The organism is Paenibacillus antarcticus, from assembly GCF_001637225.1.
Classification (GTDB): Bacteria; Bacillota; Bacilli; order Paenibacillales; family Paenibacillaceae; genus Paenibacillus_AQ; species Paenibacillus_AQ antarcticus.
Genome location: NZ_LVJI01000044.1, coordinates 46108 through 62744, shown reverse-complemented (window position 1 = coordinate 62744; position 16637 = coordinate 46108). Strand labels below are relative to the sequence as shown.

Here is a 16637-nt window from a genome sequence, read left to right as displayed (position 1 = left end):
TTTATGAAACTACTAGTTACTGGCGGTGCCGGATTTATCGGAAGTAATTTCGTTATATATATGTTGCGAGAACATCCTAGTTACCAAGTTGTGAACATTGATTCGTTGACCTACGCAGGCAATTTAGAGAATCTTAAGTCTATCGAGAATCATCCGAACTACTCTTTTGTTAAAACGGACATTACAGATAGTCAGGCCATCGATCAAATATTCCAACAAGGTATTGATATGGTTGTGAACTTTGCAGCGGAATCGCATGTGGATCGAAGTATCCTTGAGCCGGAAGTATTTGTGAAGACCAATGTGTTGGGTACACAAGTGCTGCTTGATGCTTCTAAGAGATATGGTGTGACGAAATATGTACAAGTATCAACGGATGAGGTATATGGTTCACTTGGAGAGACGGGTCTATTTATGGAGAGTACGCCATTAGAACCAAATAGTCCATATTCCGCTAGTAAGGCTGGTGGGGATCTGTTAGTTCGTGCTTATCATGAAACATTCGGTCTGCCTGTGAATATTACTCGATGTTCTAATAACTATGGACCCTATCAATTCCCTGAGAAGCTGATTCCATTAATTATATCTCGTGCATTGAGTGATCAGGCCTTACCTATATACGGTGATGGTTTAAATATTCGCGACTGGCTTTATGTTGAAGATCATTGTAGTGCGATTGATCTTGTCATTCATCAAGGACGTGTTGGTGAAGTATACAATATCGGTGGTAACAATGAACGTACGAATCTTCATATTGTGAAGACCATTCTACATGAGTTGAATAAACCTGAATCTCTTATTACTTATGTTGAAGATCGCTTAGGACATGATCGCCGCTATGGGATAGATCCAACGAAGCTTGCACAAGAGTTGGGCTGGAAGCCAAAGCATAATTTCGAGACGGGCATTAAAGAGACAATTCAATGGTATTTGAATAACAAAGAATGGTGGACTCGTATTCAATCGGGTGAGTACCAACAATATCAGATCACTCAGTATGGAGAACGGTTGGGAGATTCTCTATGAAGGCACTTGTAACAGGAGCGACAGGTCAATTAGGAACGGATGTCGTTACTATATTGTGTAGCAAGGGTCACGATGTGCTTGCATGTGGTCGTAAAGAGTTAGATATTACGGATATAGCACAATGCCATCAATTGATTGGTCAGTTTCAACCCGATGTGGTCATTCACTGTGCAGCTTATACAGCAGTCGATGCGGCCGAGACAGATATAGATGGAGCTTATAAAGTAAATACCGTAGGCACAAGGAATATAGCGGTAGCTGCAGAAAGTAATGGATCAAAACTGATCTATATTAGTACGGATTATGTATTTGATGGCACTAGTGAAGATTCATATCAAGAGTATGATAATACGAATCCCAAGAGCATTTATGGGAAGTCAAAACGTGCAGGAGAGGTGTTAGTACAGAGCTTATCTTCGAGGTATTTTATCGTTAGGACATCTTGGGTATATGGTGCGCATGGGAATAATTTTGTCAAAACAATGTTGCGTCTCGGTCAAGACAAGAGTTCTCTAAAAGTTGTGCACGATCAGAAAGGCTCTCCAACCTATACGGTTGATCTGACTAACTTCTTATTAGAACTTATGCCAACTGAAAAGTACGGTGTGTACCATGCTTCCAACAGTGGTGCATGTACATGGTATGAGTTCACGCAGGCTATCTTTGAAGAGGCTCGTAAGTTAGGAATCAGCATTATTGCTGAGCCCGAACCTTGTTCGACAGATGAATTCCCTCGTCCAGCTCACCGCCCTACTAATTCGGTCATGGATCATCTATCCATCCGAACGAATGGGTTTCAGGATTTACAGCCTTGGCGAGAAGGGTTGAAGCATTTCCTCATAGAAACTACTGCCAAATAAATACGATGATTAGAGTTTCCCGATCAATTGTCGAATTGATCGGGAGTTTCTTTGTATGGAATCATCTAATTCTCCTTGGGGGTAATGGTATAATAAGACATTGATTGCTGCTTTGAATACGAAGGAGGTATAACGTTGGAACGCTTCAAAGTCCAAGTGTTATTATCTACATTTAATGGTGAGAAATATATAGATGAACAAATGAAGAGCTTGCTTTCACAGGTAGACATTGAACTCCATATTGTAATCCGTGATGATGGATCAACCGATGGTACAATGATGAAATTAAAGAAATACAAAGAGGAGTATCCAAATCTAATTTGTATATATGAGAAAGAGAATATTGGAGTTGTTGGAAGTTTTTTTGATTTGATAAGCAGATCCTCAGCAGGATACGATTATTATGCATTTTGTGACCAAGATGATGTATGGAATAATAACAAGTTAATCAGTGGGATACTCCTTATTAATCAGATGCAGCAAGGTCAGCCTTTAATGTATTGTTCAACGACACAGATGGTTGATGAGCATTTAGCTCCCTTAAGCATATGGCCAAGCCCACCTCAGCATTTATTATCTCCCTATAACGCATTAATAGAAAATGTATGTGTGGGTTGTACAATGCTTATAAATCAAGAAGCTATGAATCTTGTGAAGAGTAATCTTCCGTACAATTTGAAAAACGTAATTATGCACGATTGGTGGATTTATTTAGTCGTGTCGGCTTTTGGAGAAATTGTATTTGATCCGGAACCTAGCATCCTTTATCGTCAGCACCAATCCAATGCACTGGGCGGATTATCAGATGGGTGGATCAGTAAATGGAGAAAGCGATCGCTGAGATTTTTGAATGGACAGAATCATTATATTCTTAGTAACCAAGCTAAGGAATTTATGTCAGTATATATACATTTTATGACGAATAAACAGTGCGATGACATTGATGAAATTTTAAAAACACAACAACAAAGCCTTTTTAAACGAGTTGCCTATACGCTGAAAACACCTTTTTATAGGCAATCCACAATAGATAATATCGTTTTTAAAATGGTATATATAGCGGGTAAGTTATAACAATCTAAATCTCCCCCTTTATCCTAGATAGGTTATAATAATGCTGAGAGATTCTATATTTGTCAGGAAGTGCTATTTCTATGGATTTAAGTATTTTGATTGTAAATTACAATACATGCAAGCTGACGTTGGACTGCCTGCAGTCCGTATTTGCTTCGAAGATGGGCTACACCTTTGAAGTGATTATTATAGATAATCACTCTGTTGATTCATCAGTTGAGAGTATCTCCATAGAATATCCCCAAGTTACAATGATAGCTAATGATGATAATACTGGATTTGCTAAGGCAAATAATCAAGGGTTGGCTATAGCTAAAGGACGATATGTTTTGCTGCTTAACTCCGATACGATTATACGTGAGGATACGTTTCAGACGATGGTCTCATTTATGGATGACAATCCCATCATAGGAGCATCGGGTTGTAAGGTTATTCTACCCGATGGAACGCTCGATAAGGCATGTAAACGTGGGTTTCCAACGCCATCGGCGTCTTTTTACTATGCATTCGGGATATCAAGACTGTTCCCGGATTATCCGAAGTTCAATCAGTACCAACTAGGGCATCTAGATCCTGATGAGGAGTATCCTGTGGATTGTTTGGTGGGTGCCTTTATGATGGTTAGAAGTGAGACGATCGAGCAGGTCGGGGGTCTAGATGAGACATTCTTCATGTATGGCGAAGATATTGATTGGTGTTATCGCATCAAGCAAGCAGGTTGGGGAATTTATTATTACCCTCGTACTTCTATTGTCCATTACAAAGGTGGAAGTGCTCGCCGCAGACCAACTCGCATTATTTATGAGTTTCATCGTGCTATGTTTGTTTTTCACCGTAAACATTACAAGGACCAATACTTTTGGGGTATCAATATGGTTATATATACTGGGATTGGATTGAAATTTACGATGGAGTTACTAAAGAACAAGCTGACTAGATCGAAGCCTGTTTTGGAGTCCACAGACAATCAGGTGGAGGTGAACTTATGATTCGTAGAAGTCAGGGATTACTAACTCAGTTATATATTTTAACGGACTTTGTTATGGTGCAAGTAGCATTTCTACTCGCATGGTGGCTTAAATTCGAAAGCGGCTGGGTTCCATATGAGAGACCGCTCCCAATAGAGACGTATTTGCTCTGGAGTTTAACCTATGGTGTGATTGCTATCATAACGGGTATTGTGTTGTCACTTTATTCCCCTAAGAGGAAGAAAAGATTTGCAGATGAATTTATTAAGGTCATACAGATACATTTCATCAGTTTATTCATGTTGATTAGTATTTTATTTGTTATTAAGGAAATTGATATTTCGCGTGTATATCTAGCATTCAATTTGGGATTTAATATTGTGCTCATTATACTTTACCGGTATTTTCTTAAAGCATCCCTTAAGCATTTTCGTGAGAAGGGCTACAATAGGCAATTCGTATTGATCGTGGGCGCGGGTACGTTAGGCAAACGCTTCTATAATAATCTGAAGCAGTATCCAGAATTAGGTTATGAGGTTGTAGGATTCTTAGATGATCATCAGGTTTGGGATAATATCGATGGAGCACATTATAAGCCCATTCTCGGAAATTTGGATGATCTTGAAGGCATATTGAGCCAAGAACTCATAGACGAAGTCATACTAGCTCTACCACTTGACGCGCATTCTATGTATACGAATATCATCGTCCTTTGTGAGAGGGCAGGTGTAAGAACACTTATCATACCGGACTTTTTCGATTACCTACCAGCAAGACCTTATTTTGATAATTTTGCAGGCATGCCTATGATTAATGTTAGGGATATTCCACTTGATGTAGCGGGTAATCGATTATTCAAGAGATTATTTGATATTATATTCGCGCTATTTGCTATTATTGTGGCTTCGCCAGTCTTGCTGGCCGTTGCTATAGGTGTGAAGTGTACCTCCTCAGGTCCTATTATATTCAAGCAAGAAAGAGTCGGACTCAATCGCCGTAACTTCATGATGTATAAATTCCGTTCGATGAAGTTCCAGTCTGAGGGCACAGTGGATACAGGATGGACAACTGAGAATGATCCGAGACGAACCCGATTCGGTACGTTTCTACGCTCGACTAGCTTAGATGAGCTTCCCCAATTTTTTAATGTGTTGATGGGACATATGAGTGTTGTAGGGCCAAGACCGGAACGTCCTTATTATGTAGAACAGTTTCGTGATGAGATTCCCAAATATATGGTTAAACATCATGTTCGTCCAGGTATTACGGGTCTGGCGCAGAGTGAGGGATTACGTGGAGATACTTCTATCGTAGAACGGATTAACCACGATATTTTCTATATTGAGAACTGGACTATCCTTTTAGATGTCAAAATCATCATGAAGACAATTAAGAATGGATTTAAGAATAACAATGCCTACTAAGTTGAAATTATGAGAATGTTCCTCGAGCTTATTGCTTGAGGAGCATTTTTTTTGTGCGTTAGTACAAATAGACAACAGAAAGGTTGGCTGTTTCATTTTCACATAGGGATGCCTAATCTGACTCACGTGCATCACGTGCCATCAACTTGACCGCCTCTGAGTCATTCAAACGTCTCAACTTCATTTCTAAGTCGCTTTTTTAAAAGCGTTTACATGTCAATATTGATCTCTCAGTAATAATCTGTAGTAAATGACCCGTCAGATTGTGTTGAGGACGATAGGTGAAACTTGCGCAGAGGAATAAATCGCATCTTTTTAGCAAGAATTACACATGTTTTCTATAGTTTATAGAACTACCAATAAGCGTATAATGCCCGTCCTATAAGGTTTTTAGGTAATATAAAATGACATATTTACGAATGTAGCTGTTGCTAGGTATTGTATATGAAAGCGCTAACATCAATTAATGATTAGCGTCGGTAACATAGCCAGAGGAACACTTACCGAATCAGGAAGGGGTGATACTATGCAGGAAACAAAAAGTAACATCACGAGTAGCGTGATCCCGAAAGTTAAGGGGAAGAAGGAAAAGAAGAAGAGCTGGAACAAGATAGTTCAGAACTGGGAACTATATATATTCATTGCACCAGCGTTCTTGTATTTCCTTATTTTTCATTATGGACCGATGTATGGTATCCAGATTGCTTTTAAGAACTTTGTTCCTACCAAAGGTATTACGGAAAGTTCGTGGATTGGATTTGGTCACTTCACTCGCTTTTTTAACTCTTATTATTTTTGGGATTTACTATGGAACACGCTTAGTATTAGTCTGTACGAATTGGCTGTCGGGTTTCCAATTCCGATTATCCTGGCGCTAGCATTTAATGAGGTGAAGAACGGGTCATTTAAGAAGTTGGCTCAGACCGTTACATACGCGCCTCACTTTATTTCCGTCGTTGTCATGGGCGGTATGATCATAACATTCTTATCTCCTTCATCAGGTATGGTCGTTCACTTGATTGAATGGTTGGGATTTGACGCACCTCAGTTCTTGACGGACCCCAAATGGTTTAAGACGATGTATGTATTCTCTGGTGTTTGGCAGAGTGCAGGTTGGGGGACGATTATTTATTTAGCAGCTTTGTCCGGCGTGGATCCTCAGCAACATGAAGCAGCTATAATTGATGGAGCATCGCGCTTTCAGCGCATCAGATATATCAACATTCCAGTAATTGTTCCAACGATGACGATACTATTGATTCTGAATGTGGGTAGTTTGCTAGGCGTAGGCTTTGAAAAAATACTACTATTGCAGAATCCGCTAAACATGGGAGCATCGGACGTTATTTCAACATTCGTATATCGCTCGGGACTAGTGGATGCACAATATAGTTTCTCTACTGCAGTAGGATTGTTTAACTCCGTTGTTAACGCGTTCCTATTAATTACAGTGAACCAGATCGTGCGTCGTACCAATGAGAACAGTCTATGGTAGAGAAGGGGGTGGGGTAAATGGTTGTCACCGTTAAAGAAACAGGGCGAGACAAGCTATTCGCTATTGGTATCTATATTTATGTGTTTCTAGCTTTTATTATCGTAGCTTATCCTGTGGTGTACATGCTTAGTGCTTCCATTAGTGATCCTAAACTTGTTAGTTCCGGTGAAATGTGGCTATGGCCGAAAGGTATTACATTTGATGGTTACAAGAGAGTATTCGAGAACGCAAGTATATGGAGAGGATACGGGAATACCATCCTGTATACCGTGTTAGGGACGTTGATCAATCTGATCGTTACGTTGCCAGCGGCATATGCTTTGAGTCGCAAGGACTTTGTTGGACGTAACTTTTTCATGGGTATGTTCATGGTCACCATGTTCTTTGGAGGAGGTCTTGTACCGAGCTATCTACTTATTAAAAATCTAGGTATGGTAGATACCATATGGGCGATCGTGATCCCATCGGCAGCTTCGATCTGGAATATCATTGTATCTCGGACGTTCTTTCAGTCTACGATTCCAAATGAATTACAAGAGGCCGCACAGATCGACGGATGTACGAATATGCGCCTGTTCTTCCAGATCGTTCTTCCGTTGTCGATGCCGATCATTGCCGTTATGGGATTGTTCTACGGTGTAGGGAATTGGAATAGCTATTTCTCGGCTCTAATTTATTTGAACGACGAATCTAAATTCCCACTACAATTGATCTTGCGACAAATTCTAGTTCTGCAAGAAATGTCTGCACAACCAGGAGGATCCATGGATGCTACGACGGCGTTAGCACTTAATAATAAGGCAGAAGTCGCAGCACTAGTTAAATATGCAGTCATTATCGTAGCAACGGTACCAATTATCGCAATTTATCCGTTCCTTCAACGTTATTTTGTACAAGGTGTCATGATTGGTTCCGTTAAGGGCTAATCTTAAACTTATCTACTAATGATATTAAAAGGGGAGAATTAGGTTATGAAAAAAATCCGTAAAGCGTCAGCTATGTTGTTATGTCTCAGCTTGTCCATGTCCGTATTAGCAGCTTGTGGCGCATCGAATGAGGGTTCAAAAGAAGCGGGTACTTCCAACACAGCTGCAGACGTGAGTAAAGAGGGCTTCCCGATTGTTAGCAAACCTCTTACCTTGAAGATGATGTCGCAGGACTTAGGTATTCAAGATTGGACGCAAATGCCTGCGCTTCAAGAAATGGAGAAATTATCAGGTATCAAGATGGAATTCAATAATGCGACACAAGACAGTTTCTTAACGAAGAAGAACCTCGTGTTTGCTAGTGGTAATTTGCCAGACATATTCTATGCAGCGGATCTTAAACCTTCAGAACAAGTGACATACGGAGGTCAGGGTGTACTTGTTCCACTCGAAGATTTGATTGATAATTACGCGCCTAACCTCAAAAAAATTCTCGATGAAAATCCGGATATCCGTAAGTCAATTACGACGCCTGATGGTCATATCTATGCGTTGCCGAACATCGACTTGTCTGCCGTATGGTATCGCGGTCCGATGTGGTATAACGGAAAGTTCTTGAAAGCACTTAATGTAACAGAACCTAAGACAACAGAAGAGTTATATACCTATTTGAAGCGTGTTAAGGAAGAGGATCCAAACGGTAATGGTAAGCAAGATGAAATTCCGCTTTCATCCGTGAAGCTAGACGATTTACGCATGTACTTCTTCGGTTTCTGGGGGATGTATAACGAGGATATTTACGTCGATAAACAAGACAAAGTGCACTACCCATATATGGAAGAGGGATATAAAGGTTATGTAACATTCTTGAATCGTTTGTGGAATGAGGATCTACTCGACCACGAGACGTTCTCACAGACGAATGACCAGAAGAAGGCTAAAGGGAAAGATAATCAACTGGCACTGTTCAACGATTGGTTTCCTAGCTTTACATTGGGAGGCGAGCCTAATGATAGCCATCCATTGATGACACTTGTGAAGAGTGAAGTCGCTGATTCTCCTGTTTACGGTAAACATCCAGGTCTTTCTACGAACGGAACTTTTGCCATTACTAGCAGTAATCCGGCTCCAGAAGCTTCGATGCGTTGGGTGGATTACCAATACAGTTACGATGGTGCTTCTATGTTCGGACAAGGTCCAGAGAACATTCTTTGGAAATATACAGACAAAGAGAACCACGTAAAAGAATGGCTTCCGGTTCCAGACGGCGGGGATCGTGATGAATATCGTGGGAAAATCACACCGAATAATGGTATCGTTCCTCCAGGTATGAATCGAATCGATATTTATAACGGATTAAGAAGTGATTTCGATCTATGGCTTGATAAGGAAAATGCAGAGAAGTTAGTTCCAATCGCCAAATCGCCATTCCCAAGTGTTTATTTAACAAATGAAGAGCAAGAGGAGACTTCTGCTTTGCGATCCGATCTGGATGCGTATGTTAAACAAATGGAAGCGAAATTTGTAACAGGCCAAGAATCTGTCGCTAATTGGGATAAATACAAGGCACAAGTTGAAAAAATGGGCGGTAAGCGTATTGTAGAAATTTATCAGGCTGCATACGACCGTTGGAATGAGAAGTAACCCATAAACCTCTCCAACCATGAGATGCAATTAGTAATTCTAACCGGATCATCTCACATGATGACCGGTTAGATTGCATCACGGTTATTCTTCAATAAGGTCAGGTGTCGATTCAATAAGTTCATTCTCTTTGTGAAGTTTACGGTATTGGCCAGGCGTATACCCGGTTTCCTTTTTGAATTTACGGATGAAGTTAGGTGTATCGAGATAACCAACACGCATAATAATGTCTTTTAACGGGTCATTTGTCATCGTTAGTTGGTGCATAACTTCTTCCATTCTTTTTTGCCAAATGTATGGGATGAAGTTTACGCCCATCTTATCCTTGAAAGAACGACTGACATGCGAAGGTGAGATGTCGAACTCGAAGGAGATCGACTCTAGGCTGAGCGTTTGGTCCATATAGTGATTGTCAATATATACAATAACCTGATCCATCAGGGAATGATCCTTCTTTGTTTGATTACGCTCAACCTGAGCGCAGATCCGAGAAGCAAGATTTAAGAAACTATGCTCTAATTCATCCAATGAATTGAACATTAGATTAGGGGCCATTTCCTGCATCGCATTATCGTTGCCGAGTTCAGATGCGGTCTTCAGCATCGTATTCAGAATATCAAAGCAGATACAGCGTATAAGTAGTGCAGAAAGTGTATGTAAATTACGGAATGCAGGACTGATAATTTGCGCCGCAACATCATAACTTCCTTGTTTCAAGCTTTGCGAGAGCTTCAGTAGTTCACTATCCGGGATCCAGAATGTTTGGTCAGACGTATAGGATAGCTTCTCGAAAAAAGTGACGGTGCCATGATCGGTTGACATGCGTAATTCGGATGCTGAACAGGCCTCAATAAAGGACTGATTAATATGATCAGGACTCAAATAACAGGTCCCAACACCAATCGATGGAATGACATTGACCATTTCGAGGATATTTTCACGTATCGCTTCGACAATATGTTGGACATGGACGAATTCCTGTAGCTCGCTATGTAGGTTGAAGCTGATAATGAGAGCGAGCTGATCCGGTTGAGGGAGTTCAACGCTGTAGGCATAGGCATCCAGGTCAGGGATCTCCATCTGGGCAAGAAGTTGTAAGATTTCTAGTCTGTCTTGTTTATTGTTGTGGTCGTCTTCAAGTGAACCCCACATGATCACCATTACAAAGTGGTGATTTCTATCAAATTTAAGGTCGAATGTTTCTAAGAGTTCTGGCGTCTGACTCTGAGCGTTACCGTATTTCAACAGCATAAAGAGAAAGTGATTTCGTGCATAGGGCTCTTGAAGGTCTACTCGCGAGCTGTAATCTAGAAGCGCTGTTCGAATTCGCTCAAGCTCGTTGCCTTGCAGGCTAGCTTCGTTAGCTGATCGGTTTGGTTTGGCGTTAGCATAAGCGAACTCCGCTAAAGTGGATATCGGTTGGTATTGGATTCGTGCGAACATGATCGCAATAGCGGCACCGACGAGCACAATGATAGAGAACAACATGATAATGAAACTACGAACATGTAGAACACTGCTGAAGAATTGAGAGCTAGGCATCAATGTCACATATGTCCATCCGTTATTTTCAGATTTAACAGATACGATGGAATGCCGCTTACCGTTTAACGTTTTGCTATGGATTCCTGGTGATAGCCCAAATAAGGAGTTAGCATCGGCCTTCGTTAGCGATTCACCATTACGGTTATCAGTTAGAATTTGACCATTATTATCAAAAATATAAGAGAGCCCTTGGTAATTTCCTAGAATCGAATCGATTAAACCTGTCAACTCAGCTTCTTTGATGAAGTACATGACTGTTGCATGTGGGGTAGGGCTGTTGGGTGTAATCGGAACAAGATAAGCCAGAATTGTTTGTTCAAAAGAGTTACGGTTAAGGAGATCGGCTGGGCGCATCGTTGGGAATTTGGCGTTGTTCAAATCTTGGTTGAGATCTTTATCAGTCCAATTATCGAAACGGTACTTATCTGTAAACACGTCTAGACTCGACATACCTTGTGAAGAGTAAATCTGCTCATTGTTATGAAAGTATAAGAATATTTCACTGATGATGGAATTTGGTGCTTTATATTGATCCAGTGCTTGAATAGCTTCTCTACCAAAATAGGGATCGTGTACGCGATATGAAGTAAGTCTCTCGTCGTAAGAGATACGTGTAGCGACGTCACTCATTTCATTCATCCGGGCGTCAATGATATTTTTAGTTTGTGTTAATTGATTGAGATGAGAGTTTTCAATTTCTGCTCTGAGATTGCTGACAGCGTTTTCATAGATGAATACGGTTATAAGGACTAAAGGAATTAATAGAATGAACAAGTAGGACAAGATGTATTTTAAGAATAGTTTGGACTTGAAGTAATTCATTTTCATCTATGTAGCCTCCTGAAGTTTCCAATAAATGTTGAATTTCTTAAGTATATGATAACAAGAAAATTAACCAAATACGAGTAGGATGACTAATAGTTTACAATCATAACTCTTTTGCCACCGGAGGGAATTACGTGAATTTAAGTAGTGTAATGGAACCGAACATTGAATATGCACCGAAACATTATATTTGTAGACGTGCCACCGAGTCGCTTGTTCTGGATGGTCGTGTGGATAAGTCGTTCTGGACTGAAGCTGATTGGACTGACGATTTCGTTGATATTGAAGGGGATCTTCGGCCTAGGCCTACGAAGCAAACTCGGGTGAAAATGATGTGGGACGATGAGTATTTTTACTTTGCAGCGGAATTGGTAGAAGATCAGATTTGGGCTACGTTGACGGAACGAGAATCGGTTATTTTTTATGATAACGATTTTGAAATTTTCATTGATCCTGATGGGGATACGCACCAATATTACGAATTCGAAGTCAATGCGTTGAACACGGTATGGGATTTAATGCTAGTTAAGCCATATCGCGATGGTGGGCCACCAGTTAACGCTTGGGATATTAATGGACTTAAGACGGCAGTACATATTGATGGTGAGTTGAATCGTCCAGATGCGGATAATCGAAAATGGAGTGTTGAGGTGGCTATGCCATGGACTAGCTTGAGAGAGTGTTCTCCCGATGGACGTCGACCGGTAAAAGATGAATTCTGGCGCGTGAATTTCTCCCGCGTTCAGTGGCGCACAGAAGTTAAGGACGGCGAATACACAAAGATTCTGAATCCAGACACGGGTAAGCCTTTCCCAGAGGATAACTGGGTGTGGTCTCCAATGGGGATTATTAATATGCATTACCCAGAGTTATGGGGTTATGTCGTGTTTGCCGATAAGGAAGGTCCTGAACAGTTTGTGCCTTCACCGGATGAGCGAATGAAGTGGGAGTTACGCAGACTTTATTATCGCGAGCGGAATTTCTTCGCAGAGCATGGTGAATTTACTACAGATGTGAAGATGTTGATGGGAGACGAGTCGTGGATTATAACACCAACAATCGAGTTAACTAGCAGATTATTTCAGATTTCAGCGCCGTCATCCGACGGTACTGCAACTCTATATATCAGAGAAGACGGAAAGTTATGGAAGGAGTAATGACTAATGACTATTCAAACCAGTGTGTTCTCATTGGACGTTACAACTATGGAGCTTATCGAGCGTAAGTTCCGCGAGAAGGAGCTTATTGCTCAATCTAAAAGTGTCCAGTTGTTCAATATATTTCAGCAGGAACTAACCGAAGAAGAGACGTGGGCACTCAAATTCTTATATGCGTATATGCCTATTAATGATATGGCCGATTATGAGGGTTCATTATTCTTGAGTCATGTCCGCCAGACGTTGGAAATCCGCAATGAGGTTCCTTGGGGAGACCGGGTTCCTGACCATCTATTTCTCCATTTTGTGTTACCGTACCGGGTGAATAGTGAGAGTATCGACGATTGTCGGCGCATCTTATTTAATGAATTGGCAGAACGTACGGCGAATTTGTCGATGGCCGAGGCTATTCTAGAGACGAATTATTGGTGCCATGAGAAAGCAACATATATCGGAAGTGATTTTCGTACGATCTCACCGCTAACGCTGATGAGGAACGCGCGAGGGCGCTGCGGCGAAGAATCGACACTTGCAGTCTCTGCGTTACGAAGCATTGGCATTCCTGCCCGCCAGTGTTATACCCCACGCTGGGCGCATTGTGATGATAATCATGCATGGGTGGAGGCATGGGCTGACGGACAATGGGAATACATCGGTGCATGTGAACCGGAAGTTAGACTGAATCAAGGATGGTTTAGTCCACCTACGCGTAGAGCGATGTTGATCAATACGCGCGTTCCTTCGAACTATCCTGGTCCGGAGGATATCACGCTTGCCGACGAGTGGTACACAGAAATCAATCTCCTGGATGGTTATGCACCTACGAAGATAATCACGATTCTTGTAAAGGATGAGATCGGACAGCCGATTATAGGCGCCAAAGTATACTTTGAGCTGTACAATATGGCAGAATTATCACCGATTGTCGTGCTGCCAACCAATGAACAGGGCGAGGTCTCATTCAAGACAGGATTTGGTGACTTGGTTATTCGTGCGGTATATGCAGGTCGATGGGGAGAAAAGAAAATAACAGTTGCAGATAGTACTAATTTCGAGGTTGTTCTTAACCAGACACAGCAGCTAGAAGGATCAGTAGACTATGATCTGGTCCCTCCGCCGGAACGAGAGGGTGAAGCAACAGATCCGATCTCTGAGGAAGAGATGCAACGGCATAACGACCGCCTTGAGAATGGAATGTTGATCCGTAAAAACTACGAAGACACATTTCTAAATGAGTCAGAAGCGTGTGAGCTTGCCAGTAAATTAGAACTAGAACCGGAGCGCGTATGGGATGTTATTCGTAAAGCGCGCGGCAATAGTCGCGAAATTGCTGCTTTCCTAGAGGAACGCTCTCTTGAATATGGTGAGTGGCCGCTCCTTCTACTAGAAAGCTTGAGAGAGAAAGATTTAATAGATACTTTCCGTGTTACATTGGATGATCATCTGATTGGATCCATCTCTCAACAAGGAGAGTTCCAGAAAGATATCTTTATTCAGTATATCCTTTGTCCGCGCGTACAATTTGAAATGATTGGACCCTATAAGCGGGTATTCCAAGGTGAATTCACCATATCTGAATCGGTTATATATAGAGCCAACCCGTCTGAGTTGGTTCGTCGAATTAATGAAGAATGGGAGTTCAGAGAAGATTTGTCCCATTTAAAAGGCAGAACAACACCTCTTGGTACCTATCAGTTGAAGAAGGGTGATCATTCTTCTATTGCTATCATGTTTGTGAGCATCTGTCGCAGCCTAGGAATCCCAGCACGATTGCATCCGAGTGAACAGAAGCCGCAATATCTGACTGGCGACAGTTGGGCGGATGCGTTATTGGGGCAAGCGTTGGATCATGATACGGAGAAGAAGAATAATGGGACAGTGCAATTGATTCGGGATGCCGAAGCGGGATCAGGAGCCCCAGTTGCTTCGTATTCGGTGAATTTCACCTTTGCACGATTAGACAATGGCATCTACACAACGTTGATCTACCCGAGCGGTAAATTGGATGTGTACGATGAGCCATTCGAAGTTATGCAGGGGTCTTACCGAATGATAACGGCTATACGTCTGAAGGATGGAACGGTGCAGATTCGCAGTACTTATTTTAAGGTGAATGCCGGAGAACAAACAAATGTGACTCTGACATTCCGCAATGTTCAACTTGATATTCCAGTGCTTGGTTCAGTTGATAGGAACAGTAAATTCTCCCTTTCGGACGGAACCGATAAGACACTAGGAGAACTAGTGGGTACGAAGGGCAAGGGAGCTTTGATCGCTTGGATCGAACCAGAGCGAGAGCCATCTAAACATTTGATCCGCGAAATCTGCGAGCTCGCTGAGCGGTACTCAGAAATTGGCGCCCCAATCATTCTTGTGGTCGGTGATGATAAATGGAACGCATCGTTTGATCCTTCGGGTTATCCGAGTCTGCCGTCCGGTAGCATGATCATTAAGGATTCCGTTTATGAGTCACTACAGGGCTTTATGCCACACTTCGAGGAGAGGGAAGTTAGTTTCCCACACGTCTATGTGCTAGACGAACAAGATCGCATCCGATATACAGAGTCCGGGTATAAGCTGGGTATTGCTAAGGAAGCTCTTCAGGTCCTTTCCGGCGTACGAAACCATAATATGAACAGGAGTGAAATAATACAATGAAACAAACATATATTGTAGCGGGTTATGTCGTAGACGCTAAGATTCCCGATTTGACTCAGGAGGACCTGAAGAAATTGACCCATCTGAATGTTGCATTTGGACATGTCAAGGATGATGTGATCATTACGGATCATATAAAGCATATGGATATGCTGCAAAAGATAAAAGATGAACATCCCGAACTTAACTTAATATTGTCCGTTGGGGGATGGAGTGCTGGCGGATTCTCCGAAGCTGCTTCTTCCGAGGAGGGCAGAGTCGCAATGGCTAATTCGGCTGTTCGTGTACTGATCGACTATCCATTCGACGGAATTGATCTGGATTGGGAATATCCTTGTTATGGTGAAGCGGGCATTGAATCAAGCCCTGATGATAAGAAGAACTTCACATTACTATTGAAGACCATGCGGGAGGCGCTGGATCTTCAAGGCGCACAGGACGAACGTCATTACTTACTTACGATCGCTGCAGGAGCCGATCAGTATTATGTAGACGGCACGGAGATGGATCAAGTACAGCAGTATTTGGATTTTGTGCAATTGATGACATACGACATGCGTGGAGGTTTTCAGGTTCTGACGGGACACCATACGAACTTGCATACATCACCAGGGGATCTATTCCGTATTAGTACGGAATCGTCCATCAATATGTTTGTCCGTGCTGGCGTTCCTAGAGAGAAAATCGTGATCGGCGTAGCATTCTACTCCCGTGTATGGCAGCAGGTTCCTGATATTAATCATGGTCTCCATCAAATGGCTGGAAGTACAGGAGGATATGGACCGGACTTCACGGACCTTAGTGCCAATTACATCAATAAAAACGGGTATACCCGTTATTGGGATGAAGAAGCGAAGGCACCGTTCCTTTTTAATGGGACTAGCTTCATATCTTATGATGACGAAGAATCGCTTGAGCACAAATGTGAGTATGTGAAGAATCACAATTTGGCCGGAATGATGTTCTGGGAATACGGTTGCGACAAGACGCATCAGTTGCTTGATACCATGCATAAAGGACTTTAATAGTAAGGGA

Annotated in this window: 12 protein-coding genes; 11 read left to right on the top strand and 1 reads right to left on the bottom strand. The window is 41.9% G+C overall.

The window, feature by feature from the left end:
* Window positions 1-3: 3 nt before the first annotated feature.
* The 8 genes from rfbB to PBAT_RS20675 all read left to right on the top strand — a co-directional run bounded on the left by rfbB (window position 4) and on the right by PBAT_RS20675 (window position 9417).
* Complete coding sequence (gene rfbB, locus PBAT_RS20710) at window positions 4-1026, top strand: dTDP-glucose 4,6-dehydratase (RefSeq protein ID WP_068652505.1); 1023 nt, start codon at window positions 4-6, stop codon at window positions 1024-1026.
* Window positions 1023-1886, top strand: coding sequence for a dTDP-4-dehydrorhamnose reductase (gene rfbD / locus PBAT_RS20705; RefSeq protein ID WP_068652503.1), 864 nt, complete (start codon window positions 1023-1025; stop codon window positions 1884-1886). Before rfbB ends, rfbD begins: the two co-directional genes overlap by 4 nt.
* A gap of 135 nt (window positions 1887-2021) precedes the next feature.
* Entirely contained in the window at window positions 2022-2960 is a 939-nt protein-coding gene (locus PBAT_RS20700; protein ID WP_084403287.1) for a glycosyltransferase family 2 protein, read from the top strand.
* A gap of 80 nt (window positions 2961-3040) precedes the next feature.
* Window positions 3041-3949, top strand: a complete 909-nt coding sequence (locus PBAT_RS20695) for a glycosyltransferase family 2 protein (RefSeq protein WP_068652501.1) — start codon at window positions 3041-3043, stop codon at window positions 3947-3949.
* Entirely contained in the window at window positions 3946-5352 is a 1407-nt protein-coding gene (locus PBAT_RS20690) for an undecaprenyl-phosphate glucose phosphotransferase (RefSeq protein ID WP_068652499.1), read from the top strand. The genes PBAT_RS20695 and PBAT_RS20690 overlap by 4 nt, the downstream gene beginning before the upstream one ends.
* 526 nt (window positions 5353-5878) lie before the next feature.
* The gene (locus PBAT_RS20685) at window positions 5879-6847 is read left to right on the top strand and encodes an ABC transporter permease (RefSeq protein WP_068652497.1); all 969 of its coding nucleotides are present in this window, start codon (window positions 5879-5881) and stop codon (window positions 6845-6847) included.
* A 17-nt stretch (window positions 6848-6864) separates the two neighbouring features.
* A complete protein-coding gene (locus tag PBAT_RS20680; protein WP_068652495.1) occupies window positions 6865-7773 on the top strand; it encodes a carbohydrate ABC transporter permease in 909 nt (302 codons plus the stop codon).
* 45 nt (window positions 7774-7818) lie between these two features.
* Window positions 7819-9417, top strand: coding sequence for a type 2 periplasmic-binding domain-containing protein (locus PBAT_RS20675; RefSeq protein ID WP_068652493.1), 1599 nt, complete (start codon window positions 7819-7821; stop codon window positions 9415-9417).
* An 84-nt stretch (window positions 9418-9501) separates the two neighbouring features.
* Here PBAT_RS20675 and PBAT_RS20670 read toward each other — a convergent pair whose 3' ends face one another.
* Window positions 9502-11790 carry a helix-turn-helix domain-containing protein gene (locus PBAT_RS20670; protein WP_068652491.1) on the bottom strand — a complete coding sequence of 763 codons (2289 nt, stop codon included), beginning with the start codon at window positions 11788-11790 and terminating at the stop codon, window positions 9502-9504.
* 131 nt (window positions 11791-11921) lie between these two features.
* Between PBAT_RS20670 and PBAT_RS20665 the strand changes: the two genes are divergently transcribed.
* Genes PBAT_RS20665 through PBAT_RS20655 form a run of 3 tightly spaced genes read left to right on the top strand, consistent with a single transcriptional unit; the run spans window position 11922 to window position 16627 of the window.
* A complete protein-coding gene (locus PBAT_RS20665) occupies window positions 11922-12944 on the top strand; it encodes a carbohydrate-binding family 9-like protein (RefSeq protein ID WP_068652489.1) in 1023 nt (340 codons plus the stop codon).
* Window positions 12945-12950: 6 nt separating this feature from the next.
* Entirely contained in the window at window positions 12951-15602 is a 2652-nt protein-coding gene (locus tag PBAT_RS20660; RefSeq protein WP_068652487.1) for a transglutaminase-like domain-containing protein, read from the top strand.
* On the top strand, window positions 15599-16627 hold the full coding sequence (locus PBAT_RS20655) for a glycoside hydrolase family 18 protein (protein ID WP_068652485.1): 1029 nt from the start codon (window positions 15599-15601) through the stop codon (window positions 16625-16627). The genes PBAT_RS20660 and PBAT_RS20655 overlap by 4 nt, the downstream gene beginning before the upstream one ends.
* Window positions 16628-16637 lie beyond the last annotated feature (10 nt).

What these genes read in the sequence shown, in the direction of transcription:
- rfbB (WP_068652505.1), top strand. Translation starts at nt 4, where the DNA reads ATGAAACTACTAGTTACTGGCGGTGCCGGATTTATCGGAAGTAATTTC.
- PBAT_RS20655 (WP_068652485.1), top strand. Translation starts at nt 15,599, where the DNA reads ATGAAACAAACATATATTGTAGCGGGTTATGTCGTAGACGCTAAGATT.
- PBAT_RS20670 (WP_068652491.1), bottom strand. Translation starts at nt 11,790, where the DNA reads ATGAAAATGAATTACTTCAAGTCCAAACTATTCTTAAAATACATCTTG.
- PBAT_RS20675 (WP_068652493.1), top strand. Translation starts at nt 7,819, where the DNA reads ATGAAAAAAATCCGTAAAGCGTCAGCTATGTTGTTATGTCTCAGCTTG.
- PBAT_RS20685 (WP_068652497.1), top strand. Translation starts at nt 5,879, where the DNA reads ATGCAGGAAACAAAAAGTAACATCACGAGTAGCGTGATCCCGAAAGTT.
- PBAT_RS20660 (WP_068652487.1), top strand. Translation starts at nt 12,951, where the DNA reads ATGACTATTCAAACCAGTGTGTTCTCATTGGACGTTACAACTATGGAG.
- rfbD (WP_068652503.1), top strand. Translation starts at nt 1,023, where the DNA reads ATGAAGGCACTTGTAACAGGAGCGACAGGTCAATTAGGAACGGATGTC.
- PBAT_RS20695 (WP_068652501.1), top strand. Translation starts at nt 3,041, where the DNA reads ATGGATTTAAGTATTTTGATTGTAAATTACAATACATGCAAGCTGACG.
- PBAT_RS20680 (WP_068652495.1), top strand. Translation starts at nt 6,865, where the DNA reads ATGGTTGTCACCGTTAAAGAAACAGGGCGAGACAAGCTATTCGCTATT.
- PBAT_RS20690 (WP_068652499.1), top strand. Translation starts at nt 3,946, where the DNA reads ATGATTCGTAGAAGTCAGGGATTACTAACTCAGTTATATATTTTAACG.